The following is a 15246-nucleotide window of genomic DNA, read 5'->3' as shown; positions in this document are numbered from 1 at the left end:
AATTCGGGCAGCCCTTTCCATGGTCGGCTTTATCCTGCTTGTCTGCGCATCCGGTGCGGACAATGCGAATCTGCTCAGCGGCTGGGCGACGTTTTTCGTGGCGGCCGTCGGACTGCTGGCCATGTGGGTCGGCGGCGCACATCATACAGCATAAGGCTGAAAGAGGAGGATAACTATGCCTGAAATCATTCTGAGAGTCCACCTGTCGGACGAGCTGTGGCAGGACCTCCATGCGCTGGCCGAGGAAATGCACACGGACGCGTACCGTCTTGCATCCTTTCTCATGACGGTACGCGCACGGCATCATCTGCGCGAGAACCTGCGCATTATGCGCGGTGAGGGGAAGGTGGACACATGAACTACCATTTCGATGGTGCAGTCGCTGAGATGTACGGCGTGGACGGCGCGGTCTTTATCTCGCGCCTCCAGTTCTGGATTGAGAAAAATGCCGCCAATGACCGGCACTGGCATGAAGGCCGATACTGGACGTACAACAGCCTGCGCGCCATGGAAAAACTGTTCCCGTTCTGGTCGCGTCGGCAGATCGAGCGCATCGTCAAGAACCTCAAGGACAAGGGCGTTCTGCTGACCGCGAACTACGCCAGGGACAGCCACGATCGCACCCTGTTTTACGCCCTCGACGAGAGCAAATTACCCATTTCACCGTTTGGTGGTGACCTGTCACCAAATGGTGACAACACCCTGTCACCAAACAGTGACAAGCTGTCACCGAACAGTGAAATGATTAATGAACAGTTAAAGACACAGATAAGAGAAGAGGAAGATAAGGCAAATAAGCCCGAAATAAGCAATAAGCCGCAGCAGCTTGCGGACCGCTATAACGCCATCTGCACCAGTCTGCCGAAAGTCGTCCGTCTGACGGACAAACGCTGTCTCACAGTGCGGCGGATTTACAGCAAGGGCTACACGCCGGAGCAGCTCGATGAGGCGTTCCGCAAGGCACAGGCGAGCAGCTTTTGCACCGGCCAGAACGACCGCCACTGGAAAGCCGATTTTGAGTGGCTGCTGAACGAGAACAATCTGGTCAAGGTGCTCGAGGGCAAGTATGACAATCCGGCGGAAGCCGCGCCGGACAAGCCGCCCAGGCGGCGAGAGGAGGTCGAGGTGTGGTAGAGAAACGAGCGACGCTCGCGGCCGAGTACAGCGTTATCGGCGCGCTGCTGCTTGACCCGAAGATCGCAGGCGAGCTTTTCGCCGCGACGCGCGAGAGCGATTTTCTCCGCGCTGAGCTGCGGACGGTGTACACCGCGGCACGCGAGATCTTCAACCGCGGCCGGCCGCTCGACCCGGTGACGATCCGCGCCGCCATCGGCAAGGAATACGAGCCGCTGCTGATGGAGTGCATGGACGTATGCAGCACGGCGAGCGCCTGGAAAGCATACGCCGAGGCCATGCAGGAGCAGACGAAAGTCAGCCGCCTGCGGGAGCTGGCTGACAAGCTCACGCAGGTGCGCACGAGCGAGGAAGGGCGCGAGCTCATCGCCGCGGCGATGGAGGCCACGGCGGAAAAACAGGGCGCAGAAATCGTCTCGCTGTCGCAGGGACTTGAAACCTTCGCCCTCGAGCAGACGACAAAGAGAAAATTCATCGAGTACGGGTTCAGCCGACTCGATAGCCGTCTGTACAGCGACTTCGGCGATTTTGTAGTCCTTGCAGGCCGCCCGTCCGCCGGCAAGACGGCGCTCGCGCTCCAGATGGCGACGCACATGGGGCGGCGCGCGAAAGTCGGCTTTTACAGCCTCGAGACTACGCCCTCCAAGCTGATAAACCGTATCGTCTCGAACCGCGCGATCATCGACTTCGGCCACATCAACCGCCGGGAGATGACGCCGGAGGAGTGGACGCGGCTCAACCGCCTGCAGCGCGAGATCACCGAGAGCGACATCGAGCTGGTGCATGCGCCGGGGTGGAGCGTGCAAAACATTCTGGATTGCGCGCGAAGCCGCCGACATAGGATAGTTTTTATCGACTACCTGCAATTACTCCGGGCGCCGGGGCGTGACCGTGTTACAGTCGTTACCAACATCAGCATGGGGCTGCACACTATGGCTCAGGATCAAAAAATACTGGTCGTGGCGCTGTCGCAGTTTTCGCGAGCGTCTGAGGCGCGCGACGGCGAGCCGTCGCTCACCGACCTGCGCGAGTCCGGCCAGATCGAGCAGGACGCCGATGCGGTGCTTGCGCTCTACAAGAACGAGGCGGACAGCGCACCGGCAAACGAGCGCGTGCTGCAGGTGCTCAAAAACAAGGAGGGCCGCCTCGGCAAAGTCTACCTCGATTTCGACGGCAGCGTGCAGCAGTTTGTCGAGTACATGGACGGCCAGCGCGAGGTGATCGTGCAGACGAAGAGGATGGAGAAAAAGAATGAAGCTAAGAAAAGCAATCCAAAAGCTGCGGTTTGACCGCCGCAGGCTGTACGCACAGAGCAAGCTCGTTGAGCCGAGGCTCGCGCGAGAGTACCGCGAGAGGGCGGAAGCTATTGGCGCGGTGCTCGGGTATATCAAAAGAAATCGGAGGCAAACCCATGATTGAGATTAAAGTTGACGCTAAACGCCGATTTAAGGACAGGACGAACGAATTTGATAGTCCTAATGCGGCATTGAAAGAAGCTGCGCAGGTAGTCTATATGCTGCGTGATATGCTGGTGGAGTATTTAGGCCAGGGGATGGCTACTTACGCTCTTATGGCGCTTGGAACCGAAAGGGTAACAGGCAAGGTAATGAATCCCAAAAGGAGAGAGAAAAATGATCGAAATTAAAATTAACAATGACGGCACCGCCAGTGAGCTTATCGAAGGCCGCCGTCGCGAATTATTTGAAGATTTGCATCGTGCATTTATCGCGATGCACTCAATCGCTGTGGAGGTTTTCGGCGATAAGCTGGGATTAGCTATAATGGATAAGTTCGCTGATATGATCAAAGATGAGACCATCAAGCGCGAGTGTGAGGCATCGACGTCGCAGGTGGAATATGAATAAAAGTGAGCGCCGCGTCATCTTCCGCCATCCGCGCGGGATTTACGAAACGGTTGAGGTGTCCGGAACCGGAGTCTTTGGCGAGCCGTATCGCTACACCGAAACCGTCCGCACGCCGAAGCGCGACGAGCGGCGCATGGTAAACCCGAAGGAGGACGCCAAGGCGCGGTGCGAGGCAAGGCGCAACGCATCCGCGACGCCGGAGGAAAGACAGAAGATCGTGGAGCTTTACGAGGCCGGAAACTCCATACTCGCCATCGCGCGCGGACAGGGCCGCGCCTACGCTGTGGTTTCGGCCATCCTGCATGCTAGCGGCGTAAAAATGCGGTCGCCCGGAAAACAGAAAAAGAAAGGATAAAATCATGAAAGCGATAAGCATAGTGAATTTGAAGGGCGGGGTAGGTAAAACCGTCACCGCAGTAAACCTCGCAGGCATTCTGGCGGCTGATTATGGCAAGCGCGTGCTGTTGGTAGACAGCGACCCGCAGGGTGACGCCAGCCAGTATATCGGCGTTGCACCTGATGCCTGCAGCACGGCCGACCTGTTTGACGGTGGCACGGCCTACTACGAGGACGTCATCCAGCACACCATTTACCGTGATCTGGACATTATCCCGTCCGACATGCAGTTGGCCTCGGTTGATCTGGACGCCGACATTGACCGCAAGCAGGCGGTCCGCGTGTACGCCGATCTGCGTGACGCACTGGTCGAGGATGATGTGTATGACGTGATGATCTTCGACTGCCCGCCGTCGTTCAGTTTACCGTGCATCTCGGCGATTGCGGCAAGTGACACGGTAATTGTGCCGATCAAGCCGGGGGCGTTTGAGATGTCCGGTATGCGGCTGCTTGCCGACCAGATTGCCAGCGTGCGGAACACCGGCCTTGCCAAGCGCAGAGTTTTCGGTCTGCTGACCATCTGGCACAACGCTGACGCAACGCGCCAGAGCGAGGACTGGCTGCGAGAGCACAGCCCGATTCCACTGTTTTACCGGAAAATCCGCCGCACGGACAAGGTGACAGAGAGCACCTACGCCGCCCAGCCGGTTACGCGTTGGTCGCCGACCTCGGCGGCTGCCCGAGATTACCGGGCATGGGTCGCGGAGCTGATGGAGGTGGAGTGATATGGCAAAGAAATTTAATCTCGCGGAGCTGATGGGCGAGGCGGTGTCCAAATCGAACACCGGAGAAATGCGGGTGGAGCAAATCCCGATGGCCGAGATTGAGGAGAACGAGAACAACAGCTACGCGCAGAACGACATTGACGAGCTGGCCGAGTCCATCAAGGTCATCGGTCTGCAGCAGCCGCTTGTGGTGCGCCGCAAGACCGATGGCGGGTACTTACTCCTTGCAGGACACCGCCGGAGGAACGCGCTGGCGCTGCTCGACCGCAAGACCGCGCCCTGTATTGTGCTCGATGCTGACCTTGACCCGTCCATCCAGACGCTGATCCTGCACTGGACCAACACCATGGCACGCGGCGGCGCGGGTCTGACTGCCGAGTATACCGGACAGGCCGCCAAGGAAATCGAGGCCGCGCTCAAGGATTTGCAAGCACGCGGCGTGGTCGAGCTGCCGGGCAAGCTGCGCAGTTACGTTGCCGAGGTACTCAAAACCTCAGAGGCGCAGATTGCCAGGGCAAAGGCAATCGACAACGGGCTGACCAAGGCGTGGGCGGGCGACCTCAAGTGCCACCGCATCAACGACAGCACGGCCTACGAGCTGAGCCAGTGCGATGCGGGTCTGCAAAGGGAGCTGCACGGCGCGTACAAAGACCGTTGTTGGAGTCTGAACAGCAAGAAGATTAAAGCGCACCGCAAGGCGGCGGAATTTGACTTTACACCGCTGACCTGCCCGGAGGCGTCGCCCTTCATAGAGCCCTGCACCGGCGCAGACAAGCGTGCGGCGTGGGTAAAAAAGGAATACTGCGTCGGCTGCTGCCATGAGTGCAGCAAAGCGGACGGCTGTAAGCTCGTTTGCGGCAAGGTAAAGCAGCGCATCACGAGCGCGAAGGACGCCGAGATGCGCAAGGCCGAGCGCCAGCAGCGCGAGGACGCCTTCATGAAATCGCCGCTCGCGATGGCGCGGCGGCATATCAAACTCGCGCTCGCGGGCGTCGGTGTTACGAGCGCGGATGACCTTTCTGACTTTAGGTGCCGTTGGTCGATGCGCTGGCTGTGGGATAATCCGCTGGACTGTTCTTTACCTAATTTAGACGAGCTTTTCGAGCTGGCCGACTGGGCGGGGGTAGACCCCTTCCAGATGCTGTCCGGCCTGCCTGCATCGGTGATCTGGCACGAGTATCCCGCCGAGCAGCCGCCCGAGGCCGTGCCGCTGCTGTGCCGCAAGGATAACGGGAGCTATGGCGAGTATGTCCGCTGGGAGGATGGCTGGCGCTTCGCTGAAGACCAGGACTGCCCGGCAAGCGTAACAGTAACGCATTGGACGGAGGTGATTCCGGAATAATGGCGAAGTGTAAATTCTGTGGACAGGGCGTGCGCTCTGGTCCGGTATTCCATCCGGCTTGCTGGGAGCAGACGGTGAACAAACTTGCAAGCGAGTTCTGTGATGAGTATTGCAAGTTTCCGTTTGAGATGGACTATGAGGCGTTGGTAGACAAGTGCGAGCAGTGCCCGATGGTACGGCTGAAAGAGTTGGGATGTAACGAGGCATGAAGAAAAAGAAGATTAAAAATCTGCACGTTCGTGTCAGCGGAGGAGTGAATGTATCGGGATCGCCGTTTCTGGTGCCGAAGATGTTCGACTGCATCATCACTAACGACGAAATCGGTAAAACACTGAGCATCAACGACGGCAATGTGCAGTTCACCATTCCGTTTGAGCAGATCGAACGTTTTTTGAAGTAGGGGGGACATTATGAAAGCAATCCGTAAAAAGCCCGGCTGTGCGCCGGAGCTGATCGACATCGACAACACGCTGAAAGCCCTGCAGGCCGAGGTCGGCGGGTACATCGAAACCGTAACGATTGCATCGGATGCCGTCGTGATCTGCAACGAGGAAGGAGTGCTGCTCGGAATGCCGTATAACTGCCGGTTCTTCGGCGTGGATTTCGTTGGTCCGATTCTTGTGGTCGGCCGTAACAAGAACGAGTTCTGTGACGTGCCGGGGGCCGACTTCCTGATGCATCATCTGCGGGATGAGGACAACACCCATGACGATTAACCAGGCAATCCGCATCCTCGACCCGGATACCTCGGCCGAGGCGTTAGGCGAGATCGAATACTATGGCGGTCTGCACGGCCGCGAGAAGATGATGGCTGCGTGTGAGGAAGCCTGCCGCATGGCGGTCGAAATCATGCGCCAGCATCTAAAGGACTAAAAAATATTTGACAAACCGAAAATTTGCGGATATTCTATAAAACTACACGCGGACGGGGATAGCCTCGTCCGCTGTGGTGTTCAATTTGGACACCGTTGGAGGGAAAATGAAGAGAAGAAAGACAATCCGAGCCGGACGGCTCGTGTGGGACATCACCTACACGGTGCCGCGACCAAACGCCAGCAAGCAGGAGCGCAAGCGCATCCGCGAGGTGACCGAGGAGCAGGTGGCGCGCACTAACGCCAATACGGCTCAACGCAAACTGGAAATGCTGATGGCGACCAACTTTGACGATACCGATCTGGTGCTGACCGTCACCTATCGAGATGCGGACCTGCCGGACAGCGCCGACGTGACACGCAAGCATCTCGGCAAGGTGTTTGCGCAGATGCGGGCCTACCGCAAGGCGCGAGGCCTTCCGGATCTGAAATACATTTATGTGCTCGAGGGCCGACACGGTGACCACCGCCCTCACGCACATATTATCATCAATGCCGCAGGCGGTGACTTGGAGCTGATGCGGTCACTCTGGATCTGGGGCGACGATATACAGCTTAATTATATTAGAGAGCGTGGGTATGACGGATGGGCAGGCTACTTGACCAAAGAGCGGAGAGAAGCGTCGCTCAACGGCAAGAAACAGTTTGTCGGATCGCGCAACCTTGCCCGACCTGTCACAACTTACGAGTGGGTAGACGACGGCACGAGCGTGGATGCGCCGCCGGGCGCGCAGGTGCTCGATGAGGGCGGCGGCCGGAACGAGATAGCCAGCTGCAAGTACATCAAATACCTGATGCCGAAAACCATACATTATAATAGAAAGACAGCGCGCAGAAAGAAGCGCGTTGATTCTGGCTTGGAACTGTCTATAACATATGACAGGGGGCCGGAGAAACAACGCCGAAAGGGTAGACAGGAGCGGAAAACGAGTGTATAATCATAAACAGAAGATGAAAATCGTGTGCCCGCGATGTGGCCGGCCAACTGGTGTTATGGTCATGCCGGGACAAACTGTGCTGAGGTGTTTCCCACTTTGGTGCAAATATTGCAAGTGCGAGTCCATCGTCAGCTTTGACGGTGAGAGCCAGAGGTCTTGGAGCCCAGAGCCGACCGCGTGACATTCCGTGAGGAGTGCGCGCTGTCGGCTTTTTATTTTCCCCGAAAGCGGTGAACGTCGTGAAAAGCATTGCCGAAATCGCAGATGAGTATGAGCGGAACCTGATCCGATTGAAACAGCGCCGGGACGAAGTTGCCCTGCTTATTCGTGCGGAACAATGTGCCGAACGGCGATGGAAACTGCACAAACGGGTTGAGGTACTCGAGCAGATGATCTTCGAGAGCGCCGGTGCGATTGCTGTGATGCGAGGTGAGCGTCATGGCTAAGCCATGGGCGAAGGCATTCTACAACTCGGCGGCATGGCGCGACACCCGCGAGGCCTACATGGTCAGCAAGCACGGACTGTGTGAGCGATGCGGCAAGCCGGGACTGATCGTGCACCACCGCAAGGCACTGCGGCCGCAGGACATGGGCAATCCGGCACGGACGCTCGGCTGGTCTAATCTCGAGCTGCTGTGCCATCACTGCCACGACATTGAGCACATGACAGAGCACAGCGGCGCACGCTGCGGCTTTGATGACGACGGAAACCTACTCCCCCCATTCGAGCCGCGGCGCTGACCGACGGAAGACCGCACCCCAAAACCCAGATTAGGCTGAGTGACGGGTGCAGGAGGGGTGTAGTTGAGAGGAGGTGCGGCATGGGAAAACCGAAGGCCGAAACAAGAATAAAACGCGAGCGCGAGAAGCTCGCAGAAGTCTTTGCGAAAATGGACGAAAACAAGCGGAAAACCGCCGAAAAACTCATGGATAATGCGGCTTTTATGGCCGTAACTCTGGAGGATTTACGGGATTCCATCAACGAAAACGGCTGTGTATCCGAGTACCAGAACGGCGAAAATCAGTTCGGCACGAAGAAGTCGCCGGAGGTCGAAGTGTACAACACGATGATCAAAAATTACACCACGGTCATCAAGACGCTGTGCGACCTGCTGCCGGAGTCCAACGGTGAAATGAATGCCCTGACTGAGTGGCAGCGCACGACCGCAGGGAGGCGTATCGGCTGATGGGAAAGCGCACGATCTGTCCGCTGACCTGCCCGATGATCAACAGCCAGGGATTTTGCGAAAGCGCCTGGACGCGGGCATCGCAGGTGACGGAGTGCCCGCACCGGAAAATGCGGGACGCGGTGTCCAAATTGAACACCGAGAATGCGAAATGAATATGCGTGGTGTAGCTCAAGGGGTAGAGCGGCGGCCCGATGTGGGAGTGTCACATTGACGATAACGCCTGCGGAGAAGTGGCGACCAGTCACCAAAGCGGACGCGCAGACGGGTGCAGGTTCAAATCCTGCCGCCACGCCCAACAGTAACAACGAGAGCCAGAGGCCTTGGAGCCCAGAGCCGATAGACTGCCGGAGATGGCGCTGTCGGCTCTTTTTTGTTTTTGCGCTGTGACGGACGGTATTGCCATTCCGTCCACCCATATCGAGTATATGGGCAAGGATACGGCGGCACACCCGGAAAGCTGACGAGCGGGTTCGTCCGTCAGAACGCAGAAACACAGGGAGGTGAGCAGAACGGCAGCAAAGACAGATCCCAGACAGAAACGGGAGCGCCTGGTAAAGCGCATGACGCGCGAGGCGAAGAAAACACCGGCGGGCAAGGGCGAAAACTGGCTCGAGCAGTACGCCTGCGCGGTGCTGACGGGCGAGATCACCGCCTGCCGCAAGGTCAGAACGCTGTGCGCCGTCCTGCTCGACAAGCTGCGCCACCCGGAGAAGTACCGGCCGTGGGTGTTCGATGAAGCCCTGGCGAACCATCACATTGAGTTCGTCGAGAGGTTCTGCAAGCAGCCGCAGGGCAAGCTCGGTGCACCGCTGCGCTTGGAGCTGTTCCAGAAAGCACGCTGGCAGGCGATTTTCGGCTTTGTCGATGCACACACCGGCTTGCGGCAGTATCAGGAGTGCATGATCGTCGAGGGACGAAAGAACGGCAAAACGACCGAGTGCGCCGCGATAGAGATTGACCTGCTGGTCAACGACGGCGAGGGCGCGCCGGAGATTTACTCTATCGCCACCAAGCGCGAACAGGCGGCGAAGAGCTTTAACGCCTGCGTCAATATGCGCAAGCAGTCGCCAGAGCTGGCGGGCGGTATCCGCAAGCGCCAGAGCGACCTGTATTATCCGTACAACCTCGGCTTTATCACCGCCCTGGCGAGCGCGACCAACACGCTCGACGGCCTAAACTCGCACGGCGTACTCGTGGACGAGCTGGCAGCGATCAAGAACCGCGCAATCTACGACGACATGAAGCAGTCCATGTCGGCGCGGGAGCAGCCGCTGCTGTTCTCCATCTCGACCAACGGCTTCGTGCGCGAGTGTATCTTCGACGCGCAGTATGCCTACGCCGCGGGCGTCATCGACGGCTCGATCGAGGACGAGAGCTTTCTCGCGTGGATCTACGAGCTGGACGAGCGGGACGAGTACCGCAGCGAGAAAATGTGGATCAAGGCCAATCCCGGACTTGGTACCATCAAGAAGGTGGACTACCTGCGGCGCATGGTCAAAAAGGCGGACAATGACCCGTCCTTCCTGCCGACCGTGCTGGTCAAGGACTTCAACCTCAAGGAAAACGCTGCGACAAGCTGGCTGACCTGGGCGGAGTGCTCCAATCCGGAAACGTACAATATCGCGTTCGACTACGCCATCGGCGGCATGGACGCGGCAGACAGCATCGACCTTGCGGCGGCAACGGCCATCTGTCAGCGGCCGGGCGACCCGAAGATTTACCGCCGGAGTATGTACTGGCTGCCGCAGAGCGTGCTCGATGCCGATGCGGCTGCCGGCAACCGCCGCGAGCGCGACAGCGTGCCGTATAGCCTGTGGGTCAAGCGCGGCCTGATGCGTGCCGTGCCGGGCAACAAGGTGGACAAGCAGGTCATGCTCGACTGGTTTATGGAGCTGCGCGACGAGGACGATCTGTACGTCCGCTACATCGGCTATGACCCGTGGCACATTGACGATAGCCTGCTCGACCGCTTCAAGGCCGAGTTTGGCGAGCAGTGCATGATACCGGTGCGGCAGGGCACCTTGTCGCTGTCTCAGCCGATGAAGGACCTCAAGGCCGACCTCGGCGCCGGTCTGGTGGTCGATGGCAACAACCCGATCGACAAGTGGTGCATGGTCAACACCGAGGTCCGCACCGACATCAACGGCAACATTCAGCCGGTCAAGATTACGGACAGCCGCCGCAGAATTGACGGCACGGTCGCGCTGATCTGCGCGTACAAGGTGCTGCAGGACCACTACGATGACTATGTAACGATGAACGAGGAGGCGTAAGTACATTGGGGCTTTTGGAAAAGCTGTTCCCGCGGAGGCCGCCCGGCGGCACAGCACCGAGGGAATATTTTAAGACACTGACCGCCTACCAGCCGGTCTACACGACCTACCGCGGCGGCCTGTACGAAATGGAGCTGACACGCGCGGCCATTGCGGCGTTTGCGCGGCATTGCAGCAAGCTGCACCTCGAGGTGACGGGCGACGCCCGGCCGGATCTGCGGCGCGTGCTGGGGATGCAGCCCAACCCGTTTATGGATGCGAGCAAGTTCCTTGCGCGGCTGGCGACCATCTATCTGGTGCAGAACAACGCCTTTATCGTGCCGATGGAGGACAGCGCCGGACGGCTGATCGGTTATTATCCGGTACTGCCGCAGCAGTCCTCGGTGCGCGAGTACGGCGGTGAGCCGTATCTGCAGTACAGCTTCTGGGGCGGTCAAAAGGCCGCGATTGAGCTGAACCGAGCGGGTATCCTGACCCAGCACCAGTACGAGGACGATTTCTTCGGTTCGGACAACCGGCCGCTCATGCCGACCATGCAGATGGCGCAGACGCAGGCCGAGGGCATTATCAACGGCATCAAGAATGCTACGACCATCCGGTTTCTGGCTCGTCTGAACGGCAACCTCAAGGAAAAGGACATCACTGCCGAGCGCGAACGCTTTGCGCGGGACAATCTGGCCGGTAATTCGACCGGCGTTGCCATGTTCGACAGCAAGTACGCGGACGTTAAGCAGATTGAGTCGGCGGCGATGGTCGTCAATCCCAAGCAGCAGGAGCTTATCAGAGCATCGGTGTTCGAGTATTTTGGCACCAACGAGAAAATCCTCACCAACACCTACAATGAGGATGAGTGGAACGCCTACTACGAGGGATTTATCGAGCCGTTTGCCATTCAGCTGTCGCTGGTGCTGACGGCTATGACGTTCACGCCGGAGGAGATCGCGGCAGGCGCGTCCATCATCGCAACGGCGAACCGTTTGCAGTATGCGAGCAACCAGACCAAGCTGAATGTCGTGACGCAGCTGTTCGACCGCGGCTTCCTGACCCACAATATGGGTCTGGAAATCTTCAACATGAGTCCGGTCGAGGACGGCGACAAGTACTATATCCGCAAGGAGTACGCAGAGGTGTCCAATCTGGACGCCGTGGGCGATACGTCAAAGGAGGGCGACAATGGCGATCACACCGGAAACCCGTGATTACCGCACTTTTGAGGTGCGGGCGCTGGACACGGGGGAAGAGGATAAGCAGTACCGCGTAGAAGGGTATGCGGCGGTTTTTGATGAGGAAACCGTGCTGTACGAGTACGACGGTATCGAATACAAGGAAGTCATCGACAGGAGCGCATTTACGGGAGCGGAGATGCGCGATGTCGTGATGAATTATAACCATGGGGGTAAACCCGTGGCACGAACCAAGAACGGCACCTTACAGCTGACCGTGGACACACGCGGTCTGCGTATTTCGGCTGACCTGTCCGGCACCGAGGAAGGGCGGAGGCTCTACGAGGAAATCCGGGGCGGTTATCTGGATCAGATGTCGTTCGCGTTCACCGTCAACAAGCAGGAATATGACCGCGCAAAGCATCTGCGCCGCATTACCGGTTTCAAGCGGGTGTTTGATGTGGCGGCGGTGGATATTCCGGCGTACGACGGCACCAGTATTGCGGCACGCTCGTGGGCAAAGGCGGAGGCCGAGCGCGAGCACGCGGAGGCGGACAAGCGCCGCAGGCTGGAACTCAAGCTGAAAACCTATGGTATTACAAAGGAGGAAAAGTAAATGAGCAAGAATCAGAACAAGCAGGCGATCTTCGGCGGTTTCCGCAATCAGGTCGGCCTGCAGTTTTTTGCAGGCAAGAACCGCATGACCGAGATCGAGGAGCGTCTGGCGGCAATCCGCACCGAGATGGACGCCGAGGGCGCAGACCTTGACGCATTGAGCACCGAAACCGACAGTCTGCTCGAGGAGCGCAAGACCCTGCTGGGACAGGCAGAGCAGCGCCGCAATCTGCTGAACAAGATCGCAAACGGTGCGGGCGGCGAGGTACGCACGTTCCTGCCGCAGCCGACTCCGCCGGAGCAGCGCGAGTATGACCGCTCGAGCGAGGAATACCGCTCCGCATGGCTGAAAACGCTGGCAAACAACGAGCTGACCGAAACCGAGCAGCGTGCATGGTCTACCGCAACGGCTTCCGCCGGTCCGCTGGTGCCGACCCAGACCGCGAACACCATCATCGAGAAGGTGCACCAGTACGCACCGCTGCTGGACAAGGTAACGCTGCTGCGCGTGCCGGGCAATGTCACCTTTGCGGTTGAGAGCGAGCAGGCGGATGCAGAACACCACACCGAGAATGCGGCTATCACTGCCACCGACACCGGCCTGACCAAGATCAACCTGTCGGCGTACGAGATCACCAAGCTCGTGCAGATCTCCAAGTCCGTACAGCAGATGGCGCTCGACGTATTCGAGAACTGGCTGACCGATATGCTCGCCAAGAAGATCGCAAAGCTGATCTCGGACACCATCATCAAGGGCACCGGCACGGATCAGGGCACCGGCATCGAGAAGGCGAACACCTGGGGCGCGACCAACTCGGTCACTGTCGGCAAGACTGCCGCACTGACTAACAAGGACGTGCTCGACCTGATTGCACTGCTGCCCGGCGGCTACGATGCAGGCGCACAGTTCCTGATGAGCAAGAAGACCCTGTTCACCGACTTCATGCCGCTGCAGGACAAGTCCAAGAACGACCTCGTTCGTATCGAGGGCGGCAGCTACTACATCTACGGCTATCCGGTGCTCATCGACGAGCGCATCGGTGACCACGAGGCGTATCTGGCTGACCTGTCCACCGTCATCGGCAATATGCCGGAGGACGTGACCATTACCTCGACGTTTGACGTCAAGACCAATGCGTTCCTGTTCCTCGGCTGCGCGATGTTCGACTGCAAGCCGAGCCAGGCCGATGCGGTCCGCAAGCTCGTGAAGGCGAGCGCCTGATGCTGACGCTCGACCGCTTTAAGCTGTACGCCCACATCGACCATGCGGACGAGGACGAGCTGATTGAGAGCCTGATCCGGGCGGCAGACACTGCCGTCCGGGATATGACCGGCAAGGAGCCGCCGTCGGACAGTGATGAGCTGTTCGACACGGCTGTGCTCCAGCTGACGGCGCACTGGTACGAAAACCGCACGCCTGTCACGGACACGAGCGTGACACAGGTGCCGTTTACCGTGCAGACCCTGCTCAATCATATTGCCCTGTCCGGCCGATACCCGGAAAAGGAGGGCGCAAATGGCGCTGACCAATGATCTCAGACACCGCCTGACGGTGTTTAACAAGCACCAGATTGAAAACGACATCGGCGAAACCTGCTGGCAGTACACCGAGGACGGCAAGATCTGGGGTGCGCTGACTGTCATGTCCGGCAGGAACGAAACCCTGCCGGGCAATACGGTTCGCGCCGAGGTTACGCATAAGCTGGCCATCCGGCCGCGCTCGTGCAAGCTGACCACGGCGACGTATTTCGTTTACGAGGGTCAGCGGTACGATGTGCTGTACTGGCAGCCGCATTACAAGCGCCGCGACCGTCTGGAGGTCATGCTGAAGCTGGTGGTTGAAGATGCGTGACGGATTTGACATTTCCGAGCTGTATGGCTTTTCTGAAAAGCTCATTCTCGCTTCAAAAGAGGCCAGCAAGACTCAAAGAAAGTTTTTGCAGAAGCAGGGCAACAAGCTCAAACGCAAGACCAAAGCAAAGGTACGGGCGCTCGGCATCAAACAGCACACCGGCAACTACAACAAGCGCATCAAACGCGGCAAGGTGTGGACTGAGGCAAATGCTAACGCCATGAGTGTCCGTGTCTATTCAAATGCGCCGCATGCACACTTGATTGAAGAAGGTCATGAGCAGACTGTCAATCCCGGAAAGGGGGAGGGCAATGGTCGCGGCGTAATCCCCGGCAAAGGCATCGGCCGCAAGGTCGGTGAGGTTAAGGGCTTCGGCGTTTTTGAGAAAGCGCAGGAGGAGTTTGAACCGGAATTTGCTTCGGCTTGTGAAGATGTAATCGACGAGTTGATAGATAAAATATGACAATTCGAGAAGTACGCGCGGCACTGACCGCGCTGTTAAAGCAAGCAGCACCCGGTGTTCCGGTGTCCAAATCGGACACCGATAAACCCGTGGTGCGTCCGTCCTTCAAAATCGACATTTTCCCGGCCGAGGGAAACGCCGCCTGCGGCGGTGCGCGGGAGCGGTCGATCGACGTGGACGTTTGGTACTATCCCGCCGAGCGGGTGGAGTACCTCGAGGAGTGCAGTGAGATGGCGGAACGCCTGATCGCCGCACTTGAAACCGGTATCGACACCGGCGAGATCGTGCTGGTGCCGGACGATACGGTCAGCACGACCATATCGCTCGGTGTGCTGGTGCTCCAGTTTGCACTCAGCTGGTGCGAGAGCGCCGCCGAAACCGGAGACATGATGGAAGCCCTCGAATACTGAGAGGAGGA

27 protein-coding genes and 1 tRNA gene are annotated in these 15246 nt (G+C 58.5%); 27 read left to right on the top strand and 1 reads right to left on the bottom strand.

All coding sequences use genetic code 11. The features are described from left to right. Positions 1-19 precede the first annotated feature (19 nt). From H8S02_RS12700 to H8S02_RS12815, 15 genes are all read left to right on the top strand, one after another. Positions 20-154 carry a hypothetical protein gene (locus tag H8S02_RS12700; protein ID WP_279287271.1) on the top strand — a complete coding sequence of 45 codons (135 nt, stop codon included), beginning with the start codon at positions 20-22 and terminating at the stop codon, positions 152-154. A gap of 21 nt (positions 155-175) precedes the next feature. Beyond that, positions 176-358: a hypothetical protein gene (locus H8S02_RS05905; protein ID WP_186969738.1), complete on the top strand. Its 183-nt coding sequence runs from the start codon at positions 176-178 to the stop codon at positions 356-358. Then, positions 355-1134 (top strand): polysaccharide deacetylase family protein, encoded by a 780-nt coding sequence (locus H8S02_RS05900; RefSeq protein WP_186969737.1) that lies wholly within the window; start codon positions 355-357, stop codon positions 1132-1134. The genes H8S02_RS05905 and H8S02_RS05900 overlap by 4 nt, the downstream gene beginning before the upstream one ends. Then, positions 1128-2423 (top strand): replicative DNA helicase, encoded by a 1296-nt coding sequence (locus H8S02_RS05895; protein WP_186969736.1) that lies wholly within the window; start codon positions 1128-1130, stop codon positions 2421-2423. Before H8S02_RS05900 ends, H8S02_RS05895 begins: the two co-directional genes overlap by 7 nt. 122 nt (positions 2424-2545) lie before the next feature. Continuing rightward, positions 2546-2779: a hypothetical protein gene (locus tag H8S02_RS05890; protein WP_186969735.1), complete on the top strand. Its 234-nt coding sequence runs from the start codon at positions 2546-2548 to the stop codon at positions 2777-2779. Continuing rightward, entirely contained in the window at positions 2766-2999 is a 234-nt protein-coding gene (locus H8S02_RS05885; RefSeq protein ID WP_186969734.1) for a hypothetical protein, read from the top strand. Before H8S02_RS05890 ends, H8S02_RS05885 begins: the two co-directional genes overlap by 14 nt. Beyond that, positions 2992-3354, top strand: coding sequence for a helix-turn-helix domain-containing protein (locus H8S02_RS05880; RefSeq protein WP_186969733.1), 363 nt, complete (start codon positions 2992-2994; stop codon positions 3352-3354). The genes H8S02_RS05885 and H8S02_RS05880 overlap by 8 nt, the downstream gene beginning before the upstream one ends. 4 nt (positions 3355-3358) lie before the next feature. Then, a complete protein-coding gene (locus tag H8S02_RS05875) occupies positions 3359-4120 on the top strand; it encodes a ParA family protein (RefSeq protein WP_186969732.1) in 762 nt (253 codons plus the stop codon). 1 nt (position 4121) lies between these two features. Further along, complete coding sequence (locus H8S02_RS05870) at positions 4122-5462, top strand: ParB/RepB/Spo0J family partition protein (protein ID WP_186969731.1); 1341 nt, start codon at positions 4122-4124, stop codon at positions 5460-5462. After that, the gene (locus tag H8S02_RS05865) at positions 5462-5671 is read left to right on the top strand and encodes a hypothetical protein (RefSeq protein WP_186969730.1); all 210 of its coding nucleotides are present in this window, start codon (positions 5462-5464) and stop codon (positions 5669-5671) included. The genes H8S02_RS05870 and H8S02_RS05865 overlap by 1 nt, the downstream gene beginning before the upstream one ends. Beyond that, positions 5668-5862: a hypothetical protein gene (locus tag H8S02_RS05860; RefSeq protein ID WP_186969729.1), complete on the top strand. Its 195-nt coding sequence runs from the start codon at positions 5668-5670 to the stop codon at positions 5860-5862. The genes H8S02_RS05865 and H8S02_RS05860 overlap by 4 nt, the downstream gene beginning before the upstream one ends. 10 nt (positions 5863-5872) lie before the next feature. Then, positions 5873-6178, top strand: a complete 306-nt coding sequence (locus tag H8S02_RS05855; protein WP_186969728.1) for a DUF3846 domain-containing protein — start codon at positions 5873-5875, stop codon at positions 6176-6178. After that, a complete protein-coding gene (locus H8S02_RS05850; RefSeq protein ID WP_186969727.1) occupies positions 6168-6335 on the top strand; it encodes a hypothetical protein in 168 nt (55 codons plus the stop codon). Before H8S02_RS05855 ends, H8S02_RS05850 begins: the two co-directional genes overlap by 11 nt. A 106-nt stretch (positions 6336-6441) precedes the next feature. After that, complete coding sequence (locus H8S02_RS05845; protein WP_186969726.1) at positions 6442-7272, top strand: rolling circle replication-associated protein; 831 nt, start codon at positions 6442-6444, stop codon at positions 7270-7272. Beyond that, entirely contained in the window at positions 7211-7453 is a 243-nt protein-coding gene (locus H8S02_RS12815) for a cysteine-rich KTR domain-containing protein (protein WP_407926395.1), read from the top strand. The genes H8S02_RS05845 and H8S02_RS12815 overlap by 62 nt, the downstream gene beginning before the upstream one ends. A 31-nt stretch (positions 7454-7484) precedes the next feature. On the opposite strand, the gene H8S02_RS12410 is transcribed toward H8S02_RS12815, so the two are convergent. Further along, entirely contained in the window at positions 7485-7712 is a 228-nt protein-coding gene (locus H8S02_RS12410) for a hypothetical protein (RefSeq protein ID WP_207722076.1), read from the bottom strand. Here H8S02_RS12410 and H8S02_RS05830 point away from each other — a divergent pair. From H8S02_RS05830 to H8S02_RS05775, 12 genes are all read left to right on the top strand, one after another. Continuing rightward, positions 7711-8013: an HNH endonuclease gene (locus H8S02_RS05830; protein WP_186969723.1), complete on the top strand. Its 303-nt coding sequence runs from the start codon at positions 7711-7713 to the stop codon at positions 8011-8013. The two genes, H8S02_RS12410 and H8S02_RS05830, sit on opposite strands and share 2 nt — an antisense overlap. A gap of 80 nt (positions 8014-8093) precedes the next feature. Continuing rightward, positions 8094-8459, top strand: a complete 366-nt coding sequence (locus H8S02_RS05825) for a hypothetical protein (protein WP_186969722.1) — start codon at positions 8094-8096, stop codon at positions 8457-8459. Further along, positions 8459-8614: a hypothetical protein gene (locus H8S02_RS05820; protein ID WP_186969721.1), complete on the top strand. Its 156-nt coding sequence runs from the start codon at positions 8459-8461 to the stop codon at positions 8612-8614. Before H8S02_RS05825 ends, H8S02_RS05820 begins: the two co-directional genes overlap by 1 nt. Before the next feature lie 5 nt (positions 8615-8619). After that, positions 8620-8757 (top strand) — tRNA-OTHER (locus tag H8S02_RS05815). 205 nt (positions 8758-8962) lie between these two features. Beyond that, the gene (locus tag H8S02_RS05810) at positions 8963-10735 is read left to right on the top strand and encodes a terminase large subunit (RefSeq protein ID WP_407926394.1); all 1773 of its coding nucleotides are present in this window, start codon (positions 8963-8965) and stop codon (positions 10733-10735) included. 5 nt (positions 10736-10740) lie between these two features. Next, the gene (locus tag H8S02_RS05805; RefSeq protein ID WP_119214653.1) at positions 10741-11934 is read left to right on the top strand and encodes a phage portal protein; all 1194 of its coding nucleotides are present in this window, start codon (positions 10741-10743) and stop codon (positions 11932-11934) included. Continuing rightward, complete coding sequence (locus H8S02_RS05800; protein WP_186969720.1) at positions 11909-12514, top strand: HK97 family phage prohead protease; 606 nt, start codon at positions 11909-11911, stop codon at positions 12512-12514. Before H8S02_RS05805 ends, H8S02_RS05800 begins: the two co-directional genes overlap by 26 nt. Further along, positions 12515-13735, top strand: a complete 1221-nt coding sequence (locus tag H8S02_RS05795; protein WP_186969719.1) for a phage major capsid protein — start codon at positions 12515-12517, stop codon at positions 13733-13735. Continuing rightward, a complete protein-coding gene (locus tag H8S02_RS05790) occupies positions 13735-14046 on the top strand; it encodes a head-tail connector protein (protein WP_186969718.1) in 312 nt (103 codons plus the stop codon). Before H8S02_RS05795 ends, H8S02_RS05790 begins: the two co-directional genes overlap by 1 nt. After that, positions 14030-14365 (top strand): head-tail adaptor protein, encoded by a 336-nt coding sequence (locus tag H8S02_RS05785; RefSeq protein WP_186969717.1) that lies wholly within the window; start codon positions 14030-14032, stop codon positions 14363-14365. The genes H8S02_RS05790 and H8S02_RS05785 overlap by 17 nt, the downstream gene beginning before the upstream one ends. After that, complete coding sequence (locus H8S02_RS05780) at positions 14358-14828, top strand: HK97 gp10 family phage protein (RefSeq protein WP_186969716.1); 471 nt, start codon at positions 14358-14360, stop codon at positions 14826-14828. Before H8S02_RS05785 ends, H8S02_RS05780 begins: the two co-directional genes overlap by 8 nt. Next, positions 14825-15238, top strand: coding sequence for a phage tail terminator family protein (locus tag H8S02_RS05775; RefSeq protein WP_186969715.1), 414 nt, complete (start codon positions 14825-14827; stop codon positions 15236-15238). The genes H8S02_RS05780 and H8S02_RS05775 overlap by 4 nt, the downstream gene beginning before the upstream one ends. The last annotated feature ends 8 nt before the right edge of the window (positions 15239-15246 follow it).

Source organism: Agathobaculum hominis, from assembly GCF_014288055.1.
GTDB lineage: Bacteria > Bacillota > Clostridia > Oscillospirales > Butyricicoccaceae > Agathobaculum > Agathobaculum hominis.
The sequence above is the reverse complement of the archived record's forward strand: the minus strand, read 5'-3'. Positions and strand labels throughout refer to the sequence as shown.